Genomic DNA, 20927 nt, shown 5'->3' with positions numbered 1-20927 from the left:
CCGTTGCGGCGCGTGTTTCGGAAAAGCGGTTCTGCGGATCACGCGTCGAGCGCACGGCAGTCCTCTGGCAGCCAACCGATCTCGATCTTCTCGCCCGGCTTCATCCTTCGCTGGTCCGGCGCGTTGCGCGTCTTGATGATGAAGTCGTCCTTGCCGGCGACGCGCAGCCGCGTGCGGAAGATGTCGCCCATGTAGATGAACTCCAGCACTTCCGCGGGAAGCGTGTGCGCGTCCGGCTTCAGGCGGTTCTTGTCGATCTCCACCCGCTCGGGGCGAATCGAAACGAGGGTACGTTCGCCCGGCTTGGCCACGTTGACCGGCTTCGCGTCGATCACCTCACCATCGTCGAGCTCCACGAGCGCGTAGCCCTGGCGCAACTCCTTGATCGTGCCGAGAAGCGTGTTGTTCTCGCCGATGAACTGCGCGACGAAGCTGTTTTCCGGGCTTTCGTAAAGCTCGTCGGGCGGTGCGAGCTGCTGGATCTTGCCGTCGTTGAAGACCGCGACCCGGTCCGACATCGTCAGCGCCTCGGTCTGGTCGTGGGTGACGTAGACCGTGGTGATCCCGAGATCGTGGGCGAGGTTGGTAATCTCGAACTGCATGTGTTCGCGCAGCTGCTTGTCGAGCGCGCCGAGCGGTTCGTCCATGAGCACCAGCTCCGGCTCGAAGACGAGCGCGCGCGCAAGGGCGATCCGCTGCTGCTGCCCGCCCGAAAGCTGCGCGGGGCGGCGGCCGCCGAAGTCGCCCATCTGTACCATGTCGAGGGCGCGGCGGACTTTCGCCTCCCGGTCGGACTTGCCGATCCCGCGCACCTCCAGCGGGAAGGCCAGGTTCTCCGCCACGGTCATGTGGGGGAACAGCGCGTAGTTCTGGAACACCATGCCGATGCCGCGCTTGTGCGGCGGGATGTTGTTTATGGATACGCCGTCCAGCTTGATCTCGCCATGCGTGGCGGTCTCGAAGCCCGCCAGCATCATCAGACACGTCGTCTTGCCGGATCCCGAGGGCCCCAGCATGGTCAGGAACTCGCCCTTGGGCATGCTGAGGTTCAGGTCTTTGACGACGAGCGTTTCGCCGTCATAGCTCTTCTGCACGCGCTCGAATGCGACGAACGCTTCGTCGTTCTGCGACTCGGCCAAGTCTGGCTCCCCGTTGTTGTTTCGCAGGTTTTGCATCCTGCTTTGTCGGCGACGATTAAAACCGCGACGCCGATGGTGTTTCAAGCATAGCCTAGCGGTTTCCCAAGCCAACCCCGATTTTCAGGCCCGATCGGCTTAATTTTCGGGCCATGGCAGTCGATCGGACTGCCATGGCCCGGGCGGCGGCGGGTCAACCGAGAACGTCGGCCACCGCCCTCGCGGTCTTGGCGGCGATCTCTTCGGCCTCCGCGCGGCTCAGGCAGAAGGGCGGTGCGAAGCCCAGGATGTCGCCCTGCGGCATCGCCCGGGCGATCACGCCATGCTTCAGAAGCGCGGCCGCGACGGTCGGACCGACCTTCCGGGCGGGGTCGAAGAAACGCCGCGCGTCGCGGTCCTCGACGAACTCCACCGCGGCCAGCATCCCCTCGCCGCGCACCTCCCCGACATGCGGGTGCGCAGCCAGCGCGTCGCGCAGCGCGGCGTTCAAATGGGCGCCGGTCTCGCCCGCGGCGCTGACGAGATCGAGCTTGTCGATGAGCTCGAGGTTGGCCACGCCCGCCGCCGCGCCCACCGGGTGCGCCGAATAGGTCCAGCCGTGCCCGATGGGCCCCATCGCGTCGGTCCCCTCCTCGAGCACCTTCCACACGCGCTCGGACACGATGGACCCCGACAGCGGCGCGTAGGCCGAGGTCAGCCCCTTGGCGATGGTGATGAGATCCGGCCGCAGACCGTAATGCTCGGACCCGAACATCGTCCCGAGCCGGCCGAAGCCGGTGACCACCTCGTCGGCCACGAGCAGGATGTCGTGCCGTTCGAGGATCGGCTGGATCGCCTCCCAGTAGCCTGCCGGCGGGGGCACGATGCCGCCCGTGCCCAGCACGGGCTCGGCCCAGAAGGCGGCGATCGTGTCGGCGCCCTCGCGCTCGATCAGCGCCTCGAGTTCGGCCGCGCAGTGCGCCACGAAATCCGTCTCGCTCATCGCCGGGTCCGCACGGCGGTAGTAGTAGGGCGCCTCGGTGTGCAGCACCTGCACGAGCGGCAGGTCGAAGGCTTTGTGGAAAAGCTCCAGCCCGGTGAGCGAGCCGGTCATCAGCCCCGAACCGTGATAGCCGCGCCAGCGCGAGATGATCTTCTTCTTCTCAGGACGGCCCCGCACGTTGTTGTAGTACCAGACGAGCTTCACGTTGGTCTCGTTGGCGTCCGATCCCGAGAGACCGAAATAGACCTTGCTCATGTTGGCGGGCGCACGGTCGAGAACCATCTTGGCGAGACGGATCGAGACTTCCGTGCCGTGCCCGACATAGGCGTGGTAGTAGGCGAGTTCGCGCGCCTGCTCGGCGATGGCGTCGGCGATCTCGGTCCGGCCGTAGCCGACATTCACGCAGTAGAGCCCGGCGAAGGCGTCGAGCAGGCGATTGCCCTCGCGGTCCACGATATGGCTGCCCTCGCCGGTCCGGATGACGCGGTTCGGCGCCTCGCCCCGCGCGAATTGCGCGAGATGGGTGGAGGGATGGAAGAAATTCTCCCGGTCCCACTGGTCGAGCATGTCGTTCTTCAGCATCTTCGTCCTCTTGCTTGCGCGGGGTCGCACCCCCGCTGCCTTTTCCTGTCGGACCCCGTCCGCCGCGGCGCGCCGGCCATTCGGCCGCGACGCCCGGTCGAAGGGGCCAAGGGGTTTCGAAACCCCTTGGCAAGACGCTTCGAAGCGTCTTGCGCCTCACCCCCAGTCGCGGCAGACGTACTTGATCTCGGTGAAGGCCTCCATCCCCTGCCGGGCCCCTTCGCGTCCGATCCCGGACTGCTTCATGCCGCCGAAGGGGATGGGCGCGCCGGTCACCTTGGTCCGGTTCACCGCCACCATGCCGAACTGCAGCGCCCGCGTGATACGGTAGATGCGGCGCGGGTCCTGGCTGTGAAGATAGGCGACGAGACCGTATTCGGTCGCGTTCGCGCGCGCCACCACCTCGTCCTCGGTGTCGAAGGGCGCGACCGCCGCGACCGGCCCGAAGGTTTCCTCGGCCATGATCGTCGCCGCGTCCGGGACATCCGCCAGGATCGTCGGCGCGAAGAAGAGATCGCCCAGATCCGCCCGGCGCCCGCCGCCGGCGAGCACCCGCGCGCCACGCGCCACCGCGTCGGCGACATGCGCCTCCTGCTTGGCGAGCGCCGCCGCGTTGGTCAGCGGCCCGATGTCGGGATCCTCCATCCCCGGCCCGACGCCCAGCGCCTCGGTCGCGGCCGCGAGCCGCGAACAGAACGCCTCGTAGACGGGACGCTCCACGTAGATCCGGTTCGCGGCGAGGCAGTCCTGACCCGAGGTCGCGAACTTGGCCTTCATCGTCTCCGCCACGGCCTTGTCGAGATCGGCGTCGGCGAAGACGAGAACCGGCGCATGGCCGCCCAGTTCCAGGACCAGCCGCTTCACCGTGTCCGCGCACTGGCGGTAAAGGAGCCGCCCCACCTCCGTCGAGCCGGTGAAGGAGAGCGCCCGCACGCGCGCGTCCTCCGTCCAGGGGCCGACGACGACCGGCGCCTCGCCCGTCACCACGTTGAAGACGCCCGCGGGCATCCCCGCCCGGTCGGCGAGCTCGGCAAGCGCCAGCGCCGAGAAGGGCGTCTCGGCGGAGGGATGCGCCACGACGGTGCATCCGGCGGCCAGCGCGGCGGCGGCCTTGCGCGTCAGCATCGCAGAAGGGAAGTTCCACGGTGTGACCAGCGCGGCGACGCCCACCGGCTCGCGCCAGAGCTCCACCTCGGCGTCGGGGAGGTGGCTGGTGACGCCCTCGATGTTGGGCCGGCGTGTCTCCTCGGCGTAGAACTCCACGAAGCTCGCGGCATAGTCGATCTCGCCGCGGGCTTCCGAGAGCGGCTTGCCCTGCTCCATGACCATGATCCGGGCGAGGTCCTCGCGATGCGCGATCATCAGCTCGTACCAGCGCCGCAACAACGCCGCGCGCTCCTGCGGCAGCGCGACCGACCAGTGCGGAAACGCCGCCGCGGCGGCGTCAACGGCGGCCCGCGACTGCGCCGCGTCCAGGCTGACCCCTTCGCCCAGCCGCGCCCCCGTCGCGGGGTCGGTCACGGCGATGGCCGCGCGGTCGCCGCCGACCCACTTTCCATTCACGTAGGAAAAGCTCCGCGCGAGGCGCGGGTCGGCGAGACCGTCGAGCGGCGAGGCGGCGAGGTGCTGATGCAGGGACATGGGCGGGCCCTCCTTTCCCCGCCATCATGGCGCCACGACGGCGGGGGTGGGGTCTGAAATGCGCCGCCCTGGCAGAAGATCCGTCTGCCCGCACCCGCCGGGCGGGATCAATCGGTCTGCCCGAGAAGCCAGAGCGGCGGCGCGGGCGGCCCCTTCACCGGCTTCGTCCCGATGTAGGTGTAATAGCGCGCCATGCCGATCCGCGCCGCCAGCATCCCGTCGATGAGGCGCTGGTAGGCGTCGATGTCACGCGCGACCACCTGCATGAGGTAATCGAAGCCGCCGCCGAGCGCCCAGACGGCGGACACCTCCTCGTAGCCCTGCACCGCGCGCTCGAAGGTCTGGAAGCTCGCAGCGGTGTGGTGCGAGAGCTCCACGGCCACGAAGACGGTGACATGCGGGCCGAGCGCCCGGGCCGCGACGCGCGCCCCGTAGCCCTCGATCACGCCCGCGCGCTCCAGCTTCTTCATCCGCTCCCAGGCGGGGGTCGGCGAGAGCCCCACCTTCTCGGCGAGCTCGGCCTTGGTGATCCGCCCCTCCGCCACGAGCGTGCGCAGGATCTCGATATCGCGCGCGTCCAGCCGGATCATGCCCGCGCGCCCGGGCCCGCCGTCCCGATCGCCCGGGCGGCGTGGACGACGATCGCCGCATCCTGCGCGCCCGTGCCGGTGAGGTCGGCGCGGGGGATCTCCTCCTCCGTGCGCCGGCCCGGCGCTTGCAGGCCGGTCAGGCATCCGTTGTCGAGAAAGACCGCCGGCACGAGCTGCACCGGCGCGCGCGGCCCGGCCTCCGTCGTGATGTGACTGTCATGCGGCATGGGGTCGTCCCTTCACGACGGTATCGCCAAGGACGATATCCTGCCCGGTGACGACGCGTATTAACAAGGCCATGTCGGGTTGCGGCCGGCCAGGAGGGTCGCGACGGGACGGCAAGCGCGGGCAGTTTCCCGCCAGCACCGCCGCGATCCCGATCACGCCGGCACATTCTGCCACCATGCGGTCCTGCCGGCGGAGCGGCACCGGTGGCGTGGCGTCCGCAACGCGCCGGATCCGGCGTGCGGCGGCGGGGATGTCGCAGGGCTCGATCATGATCTCCCCCCAGGATCGTTTCAGTTGTGCACAACAATTCGTCTCTGCCCAGGGCGCGGCCGCACAAACTTAAGACATTCAATGAATATCCTGAAAGCGGCATGCTGCATGTCGCTCTTTGACCTGACCTGTTGTGCACAACTGCCGCAGGATTGCACAGTTGCTTCGATCCAGGAGGTGCGCCAGTGATTCGCAAGGACATTCCCTTCAGCGCCGCCGAATACGAACGTCGGCTCAACCGGACGCGCATCGCGATGGAGGCCTCGGGTCTCGACGCACTCTTCGTCACCGACCCGTCCAACATGGCATGGCTCACGGGCTATGACGGCTGGTCCTTCTACGTGCACCAGGGCGTGATCGTGCTCAAGGATGCCGACCCCTACTGGTGGGGCCGCCGGCAGGACGCGCAGGGCGCGCTGCGCACCGTCTGGATGGAGGACGCGCATGTCCTCGATTACGCCGACAACTACGTCCAGTCGATCGAACGTCACCCGATGCAGGACCTTGCCGCGAAGCTGGCCGAACTCGGGCAGGGCGAGGCCCGGATCGGCGTCGCGATGGAGAATTACTACTATACCGCAAAGGCGCACCACGCGCTGACCGAAGCCCTGCCCCGCGCCACGATCGAGGACGCCACCGCGCTCGTGAACTGGCAGCGCGCGGTGAAGTCGGAAGAGGAACTGGTCTTCATGCGCCGCGCCGCGCGCATCTCCGAGCGCATCATCGACGGGTTGGTGGAACGCGTGAGCGCGGGCGTGCCCAAGAACGAGATCGTGGCGGAGGCCTACGGCGACGCGATCCGCGGCGCGGACGGCCACTGGGGCGACTACCCGGCCATCGTGCCGCTGCTGCCGTCGGGCTCCGACGCCGCCGCGCCCCACCTGACCTGGAACGGGCGCCCGTTCGCCGGCGGCGAGGCCACCTTCTTCGAGGTCTCGGGCTGCTACCGGCGCTACCATGCGCCGCTCTGCCGGACGATCTTCCTGGGAACGCCGCCCGACGAGATCCGCCACGCCGAGGCCGCGCTGATCGAAGGGCTCGAGGACGGGCTCGACGCTGCGCGCGCGGGCAACCGCGCCTGCGACGTGGCCAACGCGCTCGCCCTGCCGCTGGAGCGGGCGGGCATCGAGCGCGGCGCGCGCTGCGGCTACGCCATCGGTCTGAGCTACCCGCCGGACTGGGGCGAACGGACGGTGTCGCTGCGCCCCGAGGACCAGACGGTGCTGATGCCGGGCATGACCTTCCACTTCATGCCCGGTCTCTGGATGCGCGACTGGGGGATGGAAATCACCGAATCCATCACGATCCGCGAGGACGGCCCGGCCGAGACCCTTTGCAACCGACCCAGAAAGATGTTCGTGAAAGAGCATGAACAAGCTATCCCGCGCCCGGCAGACATTGGCCGACCTGATCGCCTTCCCGACGGTTTCGTCGGACTCGAACCTGGAGATGATGGTCTACCTGGCGAACAGGCTGAGCCACCTCGGCGCCAGAACTGACCTCTTCCACGACGAGACCGGGCACAAGGCCAATCTCTTCGCCACGCTCGGGCCGGATCGCGAGGGCGGCGTGGTGCTTTCTGGCCATTCCGACGTCGTGCCGGCCGTGGCCGAGGACGGGAGCTCGGACCCGTTCGAGATGGTGGAGCGCGAGGGCCGGCTCTACGGTCGCGGCGCCTGCGACATGAAGGGGTTCATCGCCGCCACGCTCGCGGCGGCGGAGGGGCTGGACGCCGCCGCCCTGACCCGGCCGGTGCATTTCGCCTTCACCTACGACGAGGAGGTGGGCTGCCTCGGCGCCCGGGCCCTCGTCGAGGAGCTGGCGCGGCGCGAGGTCCGCCCCGCGACAGCGATCATCGGCGAACCCACCTCCATGCGGATCGTGGAAGGGCACAAGGGCTGCTGCGAGTACACGACCCATTTCCGGGGCTGCGCCGGGCACGGATCGCAACCCGAACGGGGCGTCAACGCCGCGGAATACGCCGCGGCCTATGTCGGGCGGCTGCTGCAGCTGCGCCGCGACCTAGTGGCGCGCGCGCCCGAGGGCAGCCCCTTCGATCCGCCCTGGAGCACCGTGAACGTGGGCCGGATCGAGGGCGGCGTGGCGCACAACGTGATCGCGGCGCACGCCCATGTCGAATGGGAGACGCGCCCCGTCAGCGCGGCCGACCAGGCCTTCGTGAAACGGACCATGGCCGCCTATGTCGAGGAGGAGCTTCTTCCGGCGATGCGGTCGGTCTGGCCCGGCGCCGACATCTCCACCCAGACCATCGGCGAGGTCGAGGGGCTCGAGCCCATGACCGAGAACGCGGCGCGACGGCTCGTCGCCGAACTCACCGGCGCCAACGGCGCCGAGGTCGTGTCCTTCGGCACCGAGGCCGGCCTCTTCCAGAAGCTGGGTCTCGCCGCCGTGGTCTGCGGGCCGGGCAGCATCGAGCAGGCGCACAAGCCCGACGAATACGTGAGCCTCGACCAGCTTTCCGCCTGCCTCGACATGCTGGACCGGCTGGGCGGGCGCCTGGCGGCATGAACGAGGCGGTTTCCGACGCCGCCGCACGCCTCGCCCGCCTGCATGCCGAACTGCGCGAGCGCATCTGCCTTCTCGACTACCCGCCCGGCGCGAAGCTCTCGGAGGAGGCGCTGGCCGCAGAGCACGGCACCTCGCGCACGCCGCTCCGCCGGGCGCTGGCACGGCTGGAGGACGAGGGGCTGGTGCGCGCGGTCCACGGGGTGGGCACGCTGGTGACGGACGTCGACATCTCGGAGATGGGCCAGACCTACGCGCTGCGGCTGGAACTCGCGCAACTCGTCGGCATGCTCGCCCCCGCGCCGGTGACGCAGGCCACGCTCGACGCTCTCGATACGCTCGTCGCCGACGGCGACCGTCTCGCCGCCGCGCCCGACCCGCGCGGCTTCGCGCGGCTCAACATGGCCTTCTTCGGCTTCGGCCTCGCCCTGACGCGGAACGAGCCGCTGCGCGAAGTTTCCGAGCGGCTTTACTACCGCACCGCGCGGATCTGGCTGCAGGCGATCCCGCGCATGGACCTCGCCGCCGAGATCGCGCATTTCCGCGCGGAGATGTCCGGGACGGCGGAGGCGCTCCGCGCCGGCGACCTTCAGGCCGCGGCGCTGCTGCGCCGGGCGCATCTGTCGATGAGCTTCGCGCGACTCAGCCGCTTCTGAGGGAACCGGGCCCGGCGGGGGTTGCGCGCCTGTCCCTGCCCCTATCATACGAGGGGCGCGCCGTCGGACGCAGCGGCTTAGACAACAGAAGGACTGGGCGTGCCCGGCCTCCATCTCACCCATCTCGCCCTGTCGCATTTCCGCTCGCACCGCCGCGCGGTGGTCGAGGCGGACGCGCGGCCCGTCGCGATCTTCGGGCCAAACGGCGCGGGCAAGACCAACCTTCTCGAGGCGGTCTCGCTCTTCTCGCCGGGGCGCGGACTCAGGCGGGCCGCCGCGGCGGACATGGCGCGCAAGCCCGAGGCGCTGGGCTGGAAGGTCGAGGGCCGGCTCGAGAGCTTCGGCATTGGCCACGGGATCGAGATGCGCTGCGAGGCCGGCGGTCCCCGCGAGCTGCGCATCGACGGCAAGCCCGCGCCGCAGGTCGCGCTGGGCCGGCTCGCGCGGGTGCTCTGGCTGGTGCCCTCGATGGACCGGCTGTGGATCGAGGGGGCGGAGGGCCGGCGGCGCTTTCTCGACCGGGTGGCGCTCAGCTTCTTTCCCGAACATGCCGACGCCGCGCTGGGCTACGAGAAGGCGATGCGCGAGCGCAACCGCCTGTTGAAGGAGCAGGTGCGCGACGCGAGGTGGTATGCCGCGCTGGAGGCGCAAATGGCGAGGTCGGGCGCCGCGATCGCCGCCGGGCGGCGCGCCGCGATCGACCGGGTGATGGCGGCGCAGGCGGACGCCCGGACCGCCTTTCCGGCGGCCGAGCTGTCGGTGGCCTACGGCGAGGAAGACATGCCGGAGGACGAGACCGCGCTCGCCGAGGCGCTCGCCCGCGGCCGCGGGCGGGACCTTCAGGCCGGGCGCACGCTTGCCGGCCCGCACCGCGCGGATCTCGCCGCGGTCTACGCCCCGAAATCCATGCCGGCGCAGGACTGCTCCACCGGCGAGCAGAAGGCGCTGCTCATCTCGCTCATCCTCGCCAATGCCCGTGCGCTCGCGGACGAGCTGGGCGCGCCGCCGATCCTTCTGCTGGACGAGGTCGCCGCGCATCTGGACGCGGACCGGCGCGCCGCGCTTTACGACGAGCTCTGCGCCCTTGGCGCGCAGGCGTGGATGACCGGGACCGGCCCCGAACTCTTCACCGCGCCGGGGGAGCGGGCGCAACGGATCGAGGTGACGGACGCGGCCGGAGAAAGCCGCTTGCGCGCGCACTGAAGCGACGTAGGCTCGCCCGGTCACCGGAGTCCGCAAGATGACCGTCACCGCCGCTGAGCTCACCCTATACACCGCCGCCGTCTTCGTGCTCTTCATGACGCCGGGGCCGGTCTGGATGGCGCTGACCGCGCGCACGCTCGCGGGCGGCGTGCAGGCCGCGTGGCCGCTCGCGGCGGGCGTGGTGATCGGCGACGCGCTCTGGTCGCTCCTCGCGCTGCTCGGCCTCGCCTGGGTCGTGTCCACCTACGGCGCCGCGATGACGGTGCTGCGCTGGGTCGCCGCAGCCGTCTTCGTCTGGCTGGGCGTCACGGTGCTGCGCAACGCGGACCGCACGATCGGCGCCGACAGCCGCCTGGTCCGGCCCGGGATGTGGGCGGGCTTCCTCGCCGGGCTGGCGGCCATTCTCGGCAACCCCAAGGCGATCCTGTTCTACATGGGCATGCTCCCGGGCTTCTTCGACCTGGCGGCGGTGCGCGCGCCCGACATCGCGGCGATCGTCTTCATCTCCATGGCGGTGCCGTTCGTCTGCAACCTGGGCTTCGCGCTCCTGGTCGATCGCGTGAAGCAGCGGCTCACCTCCCCCGGCGCGCTGCGGCGCACGAACCTGGTGGCAGGCGGGCTTCTGGTGGCGGTCGGCGTCGCGATTCCCTTCGCCTGAGCGCATCCGCCGAAAACCGTGTCATGCGCGTGACATTCCGGCCCGGAGGGCCTATAACCCGCGGGCAAACAAGAGGTTCGCAGGCATGGCCGCAAACGCTGGGGCGCCGCAGGAATACGGCGCGGAATCCATCAAGGTTCTCAAGGGTCTGGATGCCGTGCGGAAGCGGCCCGGCATGTATATCGGTGACACCGATGACGGCTCGGGCCTGCATCACATGGTCTACGAGGTCGTCGACAACGGCATCGACGAGGCCCTCGCGGGCCATGCCGACCATGTGCACGTCAAGATCCACGCCGACAGCTCCGTTTCGGTCGCCGACAACGGTCGCGGGATCCCCGTCGACATCCATGCCGGCGAAGGGGTCAGCGCGGCCGAGGTCATCATGACCCAGCTTCACGCGGGCGGGAAGTTCGACCAGAACTCCTACAAGGTCTCGGGCGGCCTGCACGGCGTCGGCGTTTCGGTCGTGAACGCGCTTTCCGACTGGCTGGAGCTGAGGATCTGGCGCGGCGGAAAGGCGTATCACGCCCGCTTCGAGAGGGGCGACACGGTGGTGCATCTGCACGAGGTGGGCGACGCCGGGGACCGCACCGGCACCGAGGTGCGCTTTCTCGCCTCGCTCGAGACCTTCTCGAATCTCGACTACTCCTTCGAGACGCTGGAAAAGCGCCTGCGCGAACTGGCCTTCCTGAATTCGGGCGTGCGCATCATCCTCGAGGACGAACGCCCCGCGGAGGCGCTGCGCAGCGAACTGTTCTACGAGGGCGGGGTGCGCGAGTTCGTGCGCTACCTCGACCGCTCCAAGCATCCGCTGATAGACGAGCCGATCTACATGACCGGCGAGCGAGACGGCATCGGCGTCGAGATCGCGATGTGGTGGAACGACAGCTACCACGAGACGGTGCTGCCCTTCACCAACAACATCCCCCAGCGCGACGGCGGCAGCCACATGGCCGGCTTTCGCGGCGCGCTGACGCGGACGCTGCAGAAATACGCCGCCGACAGCGGCATCGCCAAGCGCGAGAAGGTGAGCTTCACCAGCGACGACGCGCGCGAGGGGCTGACCTGCGTGCTTTCGGTCAAGGTGCCGGACCCGAAATTCTCGTCCCAGACCAAGGACAAGCTGGTCAGTTCTGAGGTGCGCCCGGCGGTCGAGGGCATGATGAACGAGCGGCTCAACGAGTGGTTCGAGGAGCACCCGAACGAGGCGCGGACCATCGTCGGCAAGATCGTCGAGGCCGCGCTCGCCCGCGAGGCGGCGCGCAAGGCCCGCGAACTCACCCGGCGCAAGACGGCGATGGACGTGAACTACCTCGCCGGCAAGCTCAAGGACTGCTCCGAGAAGGATCCTTCCAAGACCGAGCTGTTCCTCGTCGAAGGCGACAGCGCCGGCGGATCGGCGCAGTCCGGCCGCGACCGGCGCACGCAGGCCGTGCTGCCGCTGCGCGGCAAGATCCTCAACGTGGAGCGCGCGCGCTTCGACCGGATGCTCTCCAGCCAGGAGATCGGCAACCTCGTCATGGCGCTGGGCACCGGGATCGGGCGCGACGAGTTCGACCTGTCGAAGCTGCGGTACCACAAGATCGTCATCATGACGGACGCAGACGTGGACGGCGCCCACATCCGCACGCTGCTGCTGACCTTCTTCTACCGGCAGATGCCCGAGCTGGTCGAACACGGGCACCTCTATATCGCGCAGCCGCCGCTCTACAAGGTCGCGCGCGGCAAGTCCGAGGTCTACCTGAAGGACGAGAGCGCGCTCAACGACTACCTGATCGACCAGGGCACAGATGGCGCCATGCTCCGGCTCGCCGACGGGGAAGAGATCGCCGGCCCCGACCTTGTCCGGGTGGTCGAGGAGGCCCGGCAGGTCCGCCGTATCCTGGACGCCTTCCCGACCCATTACCCCAGGCACATCCTCGAGCAGGCCGCCATCGCCGGCGCCTTCCTCGAGGGGCAGGCCGACATCGATCTGCACGGCGTGGCCGAGCGCGTGGCGGAGCGGCTCGACCTCATCGCCCCGGAATACGAGCGCGGCTGGCAGGGACGGCCCACGCAGGACCGCGGCATCCGGCTGTCGCGGATCGTGCGCGGCGTCGAGGAGGCGCGCACGCTCGACGGGCAGGCGCTGCGCTCGGGCGAGGCGCGCAAGCTCGGCCGCATGACGCAGCCGTTGCAGGAGGTCTATCGCGGTCCCGCCCGGCTGATGCGCAAGGAGCGCGGCACCGACATCTACGGCCCGCTAGACTTGCTGAAGGCGATCCTCGAGGAGGGCGAGAAGGGCCTGACGCTTCAGCGCTACAAGGGCCTCGGTGAGATGAACCCGAACCAGCTCTGGGAAACGACGCTGGATCCGGAGGCGCGCACGCTGCTGCAGGTCCAGGTGGACGATGTGGCCGAGACGGACGACCTCTTCACCAAGCTGATGGGCGACGTGGTCGAGCCGCGCCGGGAATTCATCCAGAAAAACGCGCTGAGCGTCGAGAACCTGGATTTCTAAGCGAGGGGGCGTCCGGGCTGCGCGTCGGGTGCCGCCGGGCGGGCCCCGACGGGGATCGTTCCGGGGGCGTTCACGCTGGCGGTCTCGGGCTTTCGCTGCACCCGGCGGCAGGTCCGTGGCCCCGCCGTTTCTGCCGGCGAGGCCGGCCCGAGGCGCGCTTCAGAACCTGTAGGTCAGGCCCAGAAGCGGCCCCGAGAAGGAGACATCGACCGCCGGGCCGCCATCGTCGTAATCGACGAAAAGGTGGCGGTAGCCCGCGGAGAGGTAAAGCGAGTCGTTCGCTTGCCAGTTCACGGTGGCGACGACCTGCCCCGTCCATTCGGACCCTGCCCCGAAGCCGCCCAGATCGCCGTAGGCGATAAGCGACCAGCGCTCGGACAGCGGGATGTTGGTGCGCAATGCGAGGATCGGATCGGTGAAGTCGATGTCCACGCCCGCCGAGAGGCCCGGGACGACCGGGGTCGTCGCCTCCGCCTCGATCGACCAGTGGCGGATGCCGGCCAGCACATCGAGGGTCAGCTCGGGCCCGCTATAGGCCCGGTAGCCGGCCGCGAGCGTGATGGAGCTCTGCTCGACCTCGCCGCGCGCGGGCAGGCCCAGCACCGGCACCCGGCCGGAGCGCGAACTGACGGAGCGGGAGTAGTCGCCCAGGAACACGAACCGGCCGCTGCGCATGTATCCCGTGAGGAAGAACGCGGCGTCGAGATCCTCGAGCACCTCCGACAGGCCCTGATCGAACGAGAGCGTCGGCCCGCCGGGCACGGGCCGCACGTCACCGCCCACCCCGGTGCCCCAGGCATAGGGCGTGATCTGCACGTTCCAGTCCTGCGCCGCAGCCGGGGCTGCCCCGATGGCGAGAAGGGCGAGGGCCGCCTTGCCCCGACCCAGCATCACAGCCGGTCCTTCACGATCGCGCCGCCCTTCATGATGCGCGGCAGGCTCGTCTCCGGCGTGTCGAGCCAGTCGAGCCCCGCCTCTGGGTCGCCGTCCACGACCAGAAGATCGGCCAGCGCGCCCTCCGCGATCACCCCCAGACGCCCGTCATAGGGCGCGCGCGCGCCCGAGAGCGCGAGCAGCTCGCCCGCCGCGCCGGTTGCGAGGTGAAGCGCCTCGAGCGGGGGCATGAAGCGCGTGAGCTTGCCGAGCTGGCGACCATGGCTGGCGGTTCCGGCCGGGTTCATCAGGATGTCGGTGCCGAAGGCCATCTGCACGCCCTCTGCGCGGCCCTCCTCGAAGGCGCGGACCGTCCCCTCGGCAACCTCGATCTGCTTGGCCTGCTGGCGCGGATCGGATTTCGGATTCGCGTCCTCGTCGGCCAGGAAGGGCTGGATCGACCACCACGCGCCCTCTTCGCGCATCATGCGGATCGTCGCAGTATCGGCCAGCTGCCCGTGCTCGATCGATTTCACGCCCGCGCGCAGCGCCCGCTGGATGCCCTCGGAGGTGTAGACATGGGCGCAGACATAGGTGCCCCAGTCGGCGGCGGCGCGCACGGCGGCCTCCATCTCCTCCTCGAGGAACTGGAGCGATTCCAGCGGATCGTAGAGCGAGGAGCCGCCGCCGCCCGCCATGATCTTGATCTGGCTCGCGCCCTTCATCAGCTGCTCGCGGGCGCGGCGCAGCACCTCTGCGCGCCCGTCGGCGATGGCCGCGACCCCCATGTGCTCGGCGTAGGACAGGTCGCCGGCGGCGCGGGGCAACTCGTTCAGGAACCGGAAATCACCGTGGCCCGAGGTCTGCGAGATCATCGCCCCGGAGGGAAAGATGCGGGGGCCGGGCAATGCCCCACGGTCGATGGCGAGCTTCAGCCCGAAGGCCGGTCCGCCGGTGTCGCGTACCGTGGTGAAGCCGCGCATCAGCGTCGCCCCCGCCTCGCGCCCCGCCATGAGGTGCACGAAGCCGATATCGGCGGCCATCGCCTGCGTCTGGGTGACGGCGACAAGGGTGGAGTGCCAGTGCGCGTCGATCAGGCCGGGGATCACGGCGCGCCCGCCGCAATCGACGCGCTGGGCGTCCTCGGGCCCCTCGCCCGCCGGCGGAAGCGCCGAGATGCGGCCGCCTTCGATCAGGATGTCGCGCCCCTCCTGCATGGAGAAGGTGGTGCCGTCGAAATAGCGAAGATTGGTCAGCAGAAGCGGCCGCCCCGGCGTCTGGGCGCGCCCCTCGGACGGCTGAAGCCCGAACCCCGCGAACATGCCCACCACCGCCGCAGCGCCGCCGATCAGTTCACGCCGCTTGAGATCGGCCTCGATCCGGGCGAATGCGGCCTGAGTGGTGGGCGCGCCGCAAAGGCAACAATCGATCGCGGCCCCGCCCGTCGCGGGATCTGCCTGAACGCAGGAAAGACACATGAAACCTGATCTCCCGTCATCGGTTCCGCGTATCGGGGCGCGACACGCAATATTTGCAGGAACCCTACACGACTTGCCGCGCAAAACGAAGGAAAACGGAAACTCGGGGCGCGGGAAAAGCATGCGAAAGGGGGAGGCGCCACGCCCGGGCGGACTTCAAGGGGAGCAGGTCACGCCTTACGCCAGCGGGTAGGCTGCCAGCGCCTCGTGCTCCACCCCGCCGGGTCGCAGATGCGAACGGAAAAGCAGCACCGCCTCGGCGGTGAACGGCGCGAACGCCACATCGGCGCGCGCTTCGAGGAAATCCCGCAGCCGGTCCAGATCGAAGGCCGGCAGGCGCCCGGGAAAGTGGGCGAGGGTGACGTGGGGCCGGAAGCGCCGGCGCTCGGGCGCGATACCGGCCGCACGCAGCCGCGCGAGAAGTTTCGCCCGCAGCGCGGCGAGCGGCCGGGCGTCCCGGACGCCCGCGAAAAGCACCTGCGGCCGCCGCGCGCCGAACGTGCCGAGCCCGCGAAGCGTCATCTCGACCGGCGGGTGGCGCAGCCCCTCGAGCGCGGTGTGCGCGGCCTCGGCCGTCTCCTCGTCGAGATCGCCCAGAAAGACCATGGTCAGGTGCATGGTCTCGGGGTCGACCGGGCGTCCGGCCGGCATCTCGGCCTGAAGCGCCTCCAGCGCGTCGCGCGCGGGTTCCGGCAGGTCGAGGGCCAGGAAGAGCCGCATGCCGCCTCAGCCCGTGTCCGACTTTAGCGCGAGCACCAGGTCCATCACGTTCGTGCCGGTGGGCCCGGGCGCGAAGGTCAGACCGCGCGCCGCGAGCCAGCGCCCGCTGTCGGCCGCGGCCAGGGCCGCGTCGGCGCCCGCCTCCCAGCTTCGGCCATCGACGAGGCCTCCCGCGGCGTCGGTGGGTCCGTCCGTGCCGTCCGTCCCGGCCACGAGCACGGCAAGGTCGGGGCGGCCCGCGATCTCTCGGGCCAGCATGAGGGCGAGCGCCTGGTTCCGCCCGCCTTCACCCGGCGCATCGGGCAGCACGACCGTCGGCTCCCCGCCCCAGATGTGCAGACCAGCCGGTGCGGCCCGAAGCGTCGCGCCGATCCGCGCCGCGCAGTCGGCGACATCGGCGTAAAGGCTTTCCTCGTCGGTCACGACGGCCAGGCCCTCGGCGCGCGCCGCCCGGGCGCAGGCGGCCCGGGCGTGGGCGTTCGACGCCACGATCCGCGTCAGCGACGCGAAGCGCGCGCCGTCGGGAACCCGCCCGATCCCTGACCCGATCACCCCGATCCCGTCGCCCTCGACGTCCGAGATAGCAAGCACCGTGACCCGCGCGCCGGCAAAGCCTTCCAGAAGCCGCCCGCCCTTGATGCGGGAAAGCTCCCGGCGGCGGGCGTTCATGGTGGCGATATCCGCCCCGGAGGCGAGAAGGCGCCGGGTTTCGGCCACCACGTCGCTCAGGGAGAGCCCGTCCTCGGGCGCCTCGGCAAGCGCGGAGGCGCCGCCGGAGACCAGCAGAAGCAGATGATCCTCCGGGCCGCAGTCGTTCACGGCCGCAATCAGCGCCGCGCCGCCCTTCAGGCTCGTGGCGTCGGGGACGGGATGGCCCGCCTCGATGACGTCGAGGCCGGGAACGGGCTGGCCATGGCCGTGCTTCGTCACCGCAAGGGCCGGAACCGCGCCGTACCGGTCGAGCGCGGCGCGCGCCATCTCGACGGCGGCCTTGCCCACGGCGAGGATCCGGTCGGGCCGCGGCACGTCCTCGGAGCCCAGCGCGCGCGCGACGGCGGCATGCCCGCCCACGGCGGCGACACCGGCCCGCCAGATGCGCTCGAGGCGTGCCCGTGCCTCCATCAGTCCGCGCCTTCCGCGCGGTCCGGGCCCGGGGCGGCGTCCGCGACTTCCGTGCCGGCGCCCGGTGCGGTCGCGCCGTGCCGGCCCAGATGCCGCTCTCCCCGCGCCCGGGCGAGCGCGATCTGGCGCTGGCGCTCGCGGAAACGCGCCTTGTCCTCCCCGCTCGTCTCCCCGATGCAATGGTGGCAGCTGACGCCTTCCTCGAAACCGGGACGCGCGCGATCCTCCGGAAGGATTGGCCGCCGGCAGGCATGACAGAGCTCGTGCGGTCCCTCGACGAGGCCGTGGCCCACGGAAACCCGCTCGTCGAAGACGAAGCAGGCCCCGCGCCAGAGGCTTTCCGCCTCGTGCACCTCCTCGAGGTATTTCAGCACGCCGCCCTTGAGGTGATAGACCTCCTCCACCCCCTGCGACAGCAGCCAGTTGGTGGATTTCTCGCAGCGGATGCCGCCGGTGCAGAACATGGCGATGCGCTTGTTGTGAAAGCGGTGCCGGTTCCTTTCCCACCATTCCGGGAATTCGCGGAAACTGGCCGTGCCGGGATCCACCGCGCCCTCGAAGGTGCCGATCTCCACCTCGTAGTCGTTGCGCGTGTCGATCACCGCGACGTCGGGCCGGCGGATCAGGTCGTTCCAGTCCCGCGCCTCCACGTAGCGTCCGGAGCGCGCGCGCGGATCCACGTCGGGCTGGCCCATGGTCACGATCTCGCGCTTCACCCGGACCTTGAGCTTGCCGAATGGCGCCGCCGAGGCGGCGCTTTCCTTCCATTCGAGCCCGGCGCAGCCGGGCAGCGCGCGGATATGGGCGAGCACCGCGTCGATCCCCGCGCGGCAGCCCGCGATCGTGCCGTTGATCCCTTCACGCGCCAGCAGAAGCGTGCCGGTGACGCCGTGCGCGGCGCAGACCCGCTCGAGGGGTGCGCGGATCGCTCCGGGATCGTCGAAAGGCGTGAAACGGTATAGCGTGGCCACGGTGAACATGGCGCGCATCTAGGGGCGCCACCAGTGCAAGCGCAAGAGGCGCGGACGTTGACGGGAGCGGCCCCGCGGCCTACGCCTTCATCGCGGAAGCGTCCGGAGGAGCACCGATGCGCCCTGCAACCGAAGCCTTGGTCGTCATCGACCTGCAGAACGATTTCTGCCCGGGCGGCGCGCTCGCCGTGGAGGGCGGTGACGAGATCGTTCCCGGCGTCAACGCGCTGATGGACGAGTTCCGCGCGGTGATCCTCACCCAGGACTGGCACCCGCCGCGCCATTCCTCCTTCGCCAGCGAGCACGAGGGCAAGGCGCCCTTCGAGACGACGCGGATGCCCTATGGCGAGCAGGTCCTCTGGCCCGACCACTGCATCCAGAACAGCGCGGGCGCGGCGTTCCACCCCGATCTCCGCACCGGCGAGGCCGACATGATCCTGCGCAAGGGGTTCCGCCGCGAGATCGACAGCTACTCCGCCTTTTTCGAGAACGACCACGAGACGCCCACCGGGCTCGAGGGCTACCTGCGCACGCGCGGGATCGAACGGATCGTCCTCGCCGGCCTCGCCACGGACTTCTGCGTGACGTGGTCGGCGCTCGACGCGGCACGGCTCGGCGTCGCGGTGGAGGTGCGCCAGGATCTCTGCCGGGCCATCGACCTCGACGGGTCGCTGTCCGACGCGATCGCGAGGATGCGCGCCGCGGGCGTCACGCTCGCATGAAAAGGTCGCTCCGCGCGCGCATCGGTGCGGCCCGTGTCGCCGCGCCGTCGGCCGTGGCGGAACGGGCGCGGGCGGGCCTCTTCGCCTATGTCGACGGGATGGCCGCGCAGGGCGCCGCGCCCGAGACCGCTCTGGCCGAGATCGCGGAGGGAAAGGCGGCGACGGGGATCGCCCGCGTCGCGCTGTCGGCCACGGCGGCCCCCGCGGGCCTCGCCTGCACCCGGGGCTGCGCCTTCTGCTGCATCCTGGGCGGCGAGGATGGCGCCACGATCACCGAAGCCGAGGCGCGCGCGCTCCACGCGGCGCTTCGCCCGCTGGCGGGTCAGCCGGACGGGCGCGCCTGGCATCCCCGGGCCTGCCCGGCGCTCGATCCCGAAACGCGCGCCTGCCGGGCCTATGACGCACGGCCGGTGATCTGCCGCAGCTACGTCTCCACCGACGCCGCCGCCTGCGAGCGGGTGGCCGGCGGCATTCCGGCGCAGGGGCCGGGCACGCTCGGCCCCTATCACACCTATCTCGCCGCGCTGGGGCTGAGCCGCGCGGCGCTCCGGGGCGTGCGCCGCGTTTCCACCCATGCGCTGTCGCGCCTCGCCGCCGCGGCGGTGGAGGGCGCGAGCCTTGAGGACGCGCTCGCCGCATCGCGCCACAAGCCCGGCGCGCTCGACGCGGAACTGTCGCGGTCCCGGCGCGACCGGAGCCGTGCGGGGTTGCCCTGAGGGGGCGTGCTTGCTCTAACCGGTGACGCCTCGTAGGGAAGGAGCGCGGCCTCATGGTCGACATCGCCACGCGCGTCTACAACCACAAGTGGAAGATCGATCCGATCGTGCGGTCATTGATCGACACGGATTTCTACAAGCTGCTGATGTGCCAGTCGATCTTCCGCAACAAGCCGGAGACGACCGTCACCTTCAGCCTGATCAACCGCTCCACCGAGGTGCCGCTGGCCAGGCTCGTGGACGAGGGCGAGCTGCGCGAACAGCTCGACCACATCCGCTCCCTCGGTCTGTCGCGCGGGGAATCCACCTGGCTGCGCGGCAACATGTTCTACGGCAAGCGTCAGATGTTCCGCCCGGATTTCATGGAGTGGTTCGAGAACCTGCGCCTGCCGCCCTACCACCTGGAGCGCGTGGGCGACCAGTACGAGCTGACCTTCGAGGGCAAGTGGCCCGAGGTCATGCTGTGGGAGATCCCCGCCCTCGCCGTGCTGATGGAACTGCGCGGCCGCGCCGTGCTGGGCGACATGGGCCGCTTCGAGCTTCAGGTGCTCTACGCCCGCGCCATGACCAAGCTCTGGGAGAAGATCGAGCGCCTGCGCCCGCACGAGGGCCTGCGCATCGCCGATTTCGGCACGCGGCGGCGGCATTCCTTCCTCTGGCAGGACTGGTGCGTGCAGGCGATGCTCGAGGGGCTGGGCAAGCGCTTCGTCGGCACCTCCAACTGCCTCATCGCCATGCGCCGCGAGGTGGAGGCGATCGGCACCAACGCGCATGAGCTGCCCATGGTCTACGCCGCGCTGGCCGACACCGACGAGGCGTTGGCCCGCGCGCCCTACAAGGTGCTCTCGGACTGGCACGAGGAGCATGACGGCAACCTGCGCATCATCCTGCCCGACACCTACGGCTCGCAGTCCTTCTTCGACAACGCGCCCGCCTGGCTTGCCGGCTGGACGGGGGTGCGGGTGGACTCGGGCGACCCGGCGGAGGGGGCGGAGATCGCCATCCGCTGGTGGGAGAGGATGGGCGAGGATCCCCGCGAGAAGCTGGTGATCTTCTCCGACGGGCTCGATACCGACGTGATCCTCGACCTCTACCAGCGCTTCTCGGGCCGGGTGCGGGTAAGCTTCGGCTGGGGGACCTTCCTGACCAACGACTTCCGCGGGCTGGTGGAGGGCGACCGCCTCGCCCCCTTCTCCCTCGTCTGCAAGGCCGCCGCCGCCGAGGGCCGCCCGACCGTCAAGCTCTCCGACAACCCCGAAAAGGCCATGGGCCCGGCCGAGGAGATCGCCCGCTACAAGCGGGTGTTCGGGGTGGGGGAACAGGTGCGGCGGGAGGTGGTGGTTTAGGAAG

20 protein-coding genes are annotated in these 20927 nt (G+C 70.2%); 9 read left to right on the top strand and 11 right to left on the bottom strand.

Going from position 1 to position 20927, the window contains the following annotated elements; translation table 11 throughout:
* Positions 1 to 38: 38 nt before the first annotated feature.
* The 6 genes from AB6A65_RS09250 to AB6A65_RS09225 form a co-directional block, all read right to left on the bottom strand.
* Entirely contained in the window at positions 39 to 1175 is a 1137-nt protein-coding gene (locus AB6A65_RS09250) for an ABC transporter ATP-binding protein (protein ID WP_371038086.1), read from the bottom strand.
* Positions 1176 to 1329: 154 nt separating this feature from the next.
* Positions 1330 to 2700, bottom strand: coding sequence for an aspartate aminotransferase family protein (locus AB6A65_RS09245; protein WP_371038085.1), 1371 nt, complete (start codon positions 2698 to 2700; stop codon positions 1330 to 1332).
* A gap of 156 nt (positions 2701 to 2856) precedes the next feature.
* Positions 2857 to 4341, bottom strand: coding sequence for an NAD-dependent succinate-semialdehyde dehydrogenase (locus tag AB6A65_RS09240; protein WP_371038084.1), 1485 nt, complete (start codon positions 4339 to 4341; stop codon positions 2857 to 2859).
* Positions 4342 to 4448: 107 nt separating this feature from the next.
* Positions 4449 to 4928 (bottom strand): Lrp/AsnC family transcriptional regulator, encoded by a 480-nt coding sequence (locus tag AB6A65_RS09235; protein ID WP_371038297.1) that lies wholly within the window; start codon positions 4926 to 4928, stop codon positions 4449 to 4451.
* The gene (locus AB6A65_RS09230; protein WP_371038083.1) at positions 4928 to 5158 is read right to left on the bottom strand and encodes a hypothetical protein; all 231 of its coding nucleotides are present in this window, start codon (positions 5156 to 5158) and stop codon (positions 4928 to 4930) included. Before AB6A65_RS09230 ends, AB6A65_RS09235 begins: the two co-directional genes overlap by 1 nt.
* A complete protein-coding gene (locus AB6A65_RS09225; protein ID WP_371038082.1) occupies positions 5148 to 5429 on the bottom strand; it encodes a hypothetical protein in 282 nt (93 codons plus the stop codon). Before AB6A65_RS09225 ends, AB6A65_RS09230 begins: the two co-directional genes overlap by 11 nt.
* A 185-nt stretch (positions 5430 to 5614) precedes the next feature.
* Here AB6A65_RS09225 and AB6A65_RS09220 point away from each other — a divergent pair, with 185 nt between their 5' ends.
* The 6 genes from AB6A65_RS09220 (at position 5615) to gyrB (ending at position 12975) form a co-directional block, all read left to right on the top strand.
* On the top strand, positions 5615 to 6928 hold the full coding sequence (locus tag AB6A65_RS09220) for a M24 family metallopeptidase (RefSeq protein WP_371038081.1): 1314 nt from the start codon (positions 5615 to 5617) through the stop codon (positions 6926 to 6928).
* The gene (gene argE / locus AB6A65_RS09215; RefSeq protein WP_371038296.1) at positions 6828 to 7958 is read left to right on the top strand and encodes an acetylornithine deacetylase; all 1131 of its coding nucleotides are present in this window, start codon (positions 6828 to 6830) and stop codon (positions 7956 to 7958) included. The genes AB6A65_RS09220 and argE overlap by 101 nt, the downstream gene beginning before the upstream one ends.
* Positions 7955 to 8611: a GntR family transcriptional regulator gene (locus AB6A65_RS09210; RefSeq protein ID WP_371038080.1), complete on the top strand. Its 657-nt coding sequence runs from the start codon at positions 7955 to 7957 to the stop codon at positions 8609 to 8611. Before argE ends, AB6A65_RS09210 begins: the two co-directional genes overlap by 4 nt.
* A 99-nt stretch (positions 8612 to 8710) precedes the next feature.
* Positions 8711 to 9814 carry a DNA replication/repair protein RecF gene (gene recF, locus AB6A65_RS09205; RefSeq protein WP_371038079.1) on the top strand — a complete coding sequence of 368 codons (1104 nt, stop codon included), beginning with the start codon at positions 8711 to 8713 and terminating at the stop codon, positions 9812 to 9814.
* 37 nt (positions 9815 to 9851) lie between these two features.
* Positions 9852 to 10472, top strand: coding sequence for a LysE family translocator (locus AB6A65_RS09200; protein WP_371038078.1), 621 nt, complete (start codon positions 9852 to 9854; stop codon positions 10470 to 10472).
* Positions 10473 to 10557: 85 nt separating this feature from the next.
* Complete coding sequence (gyrB, locus tag AB6A65_RS09195) at positions 10558 to 12975, top strand: DNA topoisomerase (ATP-hydrolyzing) subunit B (RefSeq protein WP_371038077.1); 2418 nt, start codon at positions 10558 to 10560, stop codon at positions 12973 to 12975.
* Between the two features lie 159 nt (positions 12976 to 13134).
* Here gyrB and AB6A65_RS09190 read toward each other — a convergent pair whose 3' ends face one another.
* The 5 genes from AB6A65_RS09190 to AB6A65_RS09170 all read right to left on the bottom strand — a co-directional run bounded on the left by AB6A65_RS09190 (position 13135) and on the right by AB6A65_RS09170 (position 18148).
* Positions 13135 to 13866: a hypothetical protein gene (locus AB6A65_RS09190; protein ID WP_371038076.1), complete on the bottom strand. Its 732-nt coding sequence runs from the start codon at positions 13864 to 13866 to the stop codon at positions 13135 to 13137.
* Positions 13866 to 15326, bottom strand: a complete 1461-nt coding sequence (locus AB6A65_RS09185; protein WP_371038075.1) for an amidohydrolase family protein — start codon at positions 15324 to 15326, stop codon at positions 13866 to 13868. Before AB6A65_RS09185 ends, AB6A65_RS09190 begins: the two co-directional genes overlap by 1 nt.
* Positions 15327 to 15503: 177 nt before the next feature.
* The gene (gene thpR / locus AB6A65_RS09180; RefSeq protein ID WP_371038074.1) at positions 15504 to 16046 is read right to left on the bottom strand and encodes an RNA 2',3'-cyclic phosphodiesterase; all 543 of its coding nucleotides are present in this window, start codon (positions 16044 to 16046) and stop codon (positions 15504 to 15506) included.
* Between the two features lie 6 nt (positions 16047 to 16052).
* The gene (locus AB6A65_RS09175) at positions 16053 to 17168 is read right to left on the bottom strand and encodes a DUF4147 domain-containing protein (RefSeq protein WP_371038073.1); all 1116 of its coding nucleotides are present in this window, start codon (positions 17166 to 17168) and stop codon (positions 16053 to 16055) included.
* Positions 17168 to 18148: a rhodanese-related sulfurtransferase gene (locus tag AB6A65_RS09170; protein WP_371038295.1), complete on the bottom strand. Its 981-nt coding sequence runs from the start codon at positions 18146 to 18148 to the stop codon at positions 17168 to 17170. Before AB6A65_RS09170 ends, AB6A65_RS09175 begins: the two co-directional genes overlap by 1 nt.
* A 107-nt stretch (positions 18149 to 18255) precedes the next feature.
* Here AB6A65_RS09170 and pncA point away from each other — a divergent pair, with 107 nt between their 5' ends.
* Genes pncA through pncB form a run of 3 tightly spaced genes read left to right on the top strand, consistent with a single transcriptional unit; the run spans position 18256 to position 20923 of the window.
* Positions 18256 to 18861, top strand: a complete 606-nt coding sequence (pncA, locus tag AB6A65_RS09165; RefSeq protein ID WP_371038072.1) for a bifunctional nicotinamidase/pyrazinamidase — start codon at positions 18256 to 18258, stop codon at positions 18859 to 18861.
* Positions 18858 to 19577, top strand: a complete 720-nt coding sequence (locus AB6A65_RS09160; protein WP_371038071.1) for a YkgJ family cysteine cluster protein — start codon at positions 18858 to 18860, stop codon at positions 19575 to 19577. Before pncA ends, AB6A65_RS09160 begins: the two co-directional genes overlap by 4 nt.
* 53 nt (positions 19578 to 19630) lie before the next feature.
* Positions 19631 to 20923, top strand: coding sequence for a nicotinate phosphoribosyltransferase (pncB, locus tag AB6A65_RS09155; protein ID WP_371038070.1), 1293 nt, complete (start codon positions 19631 to 19633; stop codon positions 20921 to 20923).
* Positions 20924 to 20927: the final 4 nt, after the last annotated feature.

This window comes from Rhodosalinus sp. FB01 (assembly GCF_041365715.1).
Taxonomy (GTDB): Bacteria; Pseudomonadota; Alphaproteobacteria; order Rhodobacterales; family Rhodobacteraceae; genus Rhodosalinus.
Note: the sequence above shows the minus strand (reverse complement) of the source record. Positions and strands in the feature narration are given on the sequence as shown.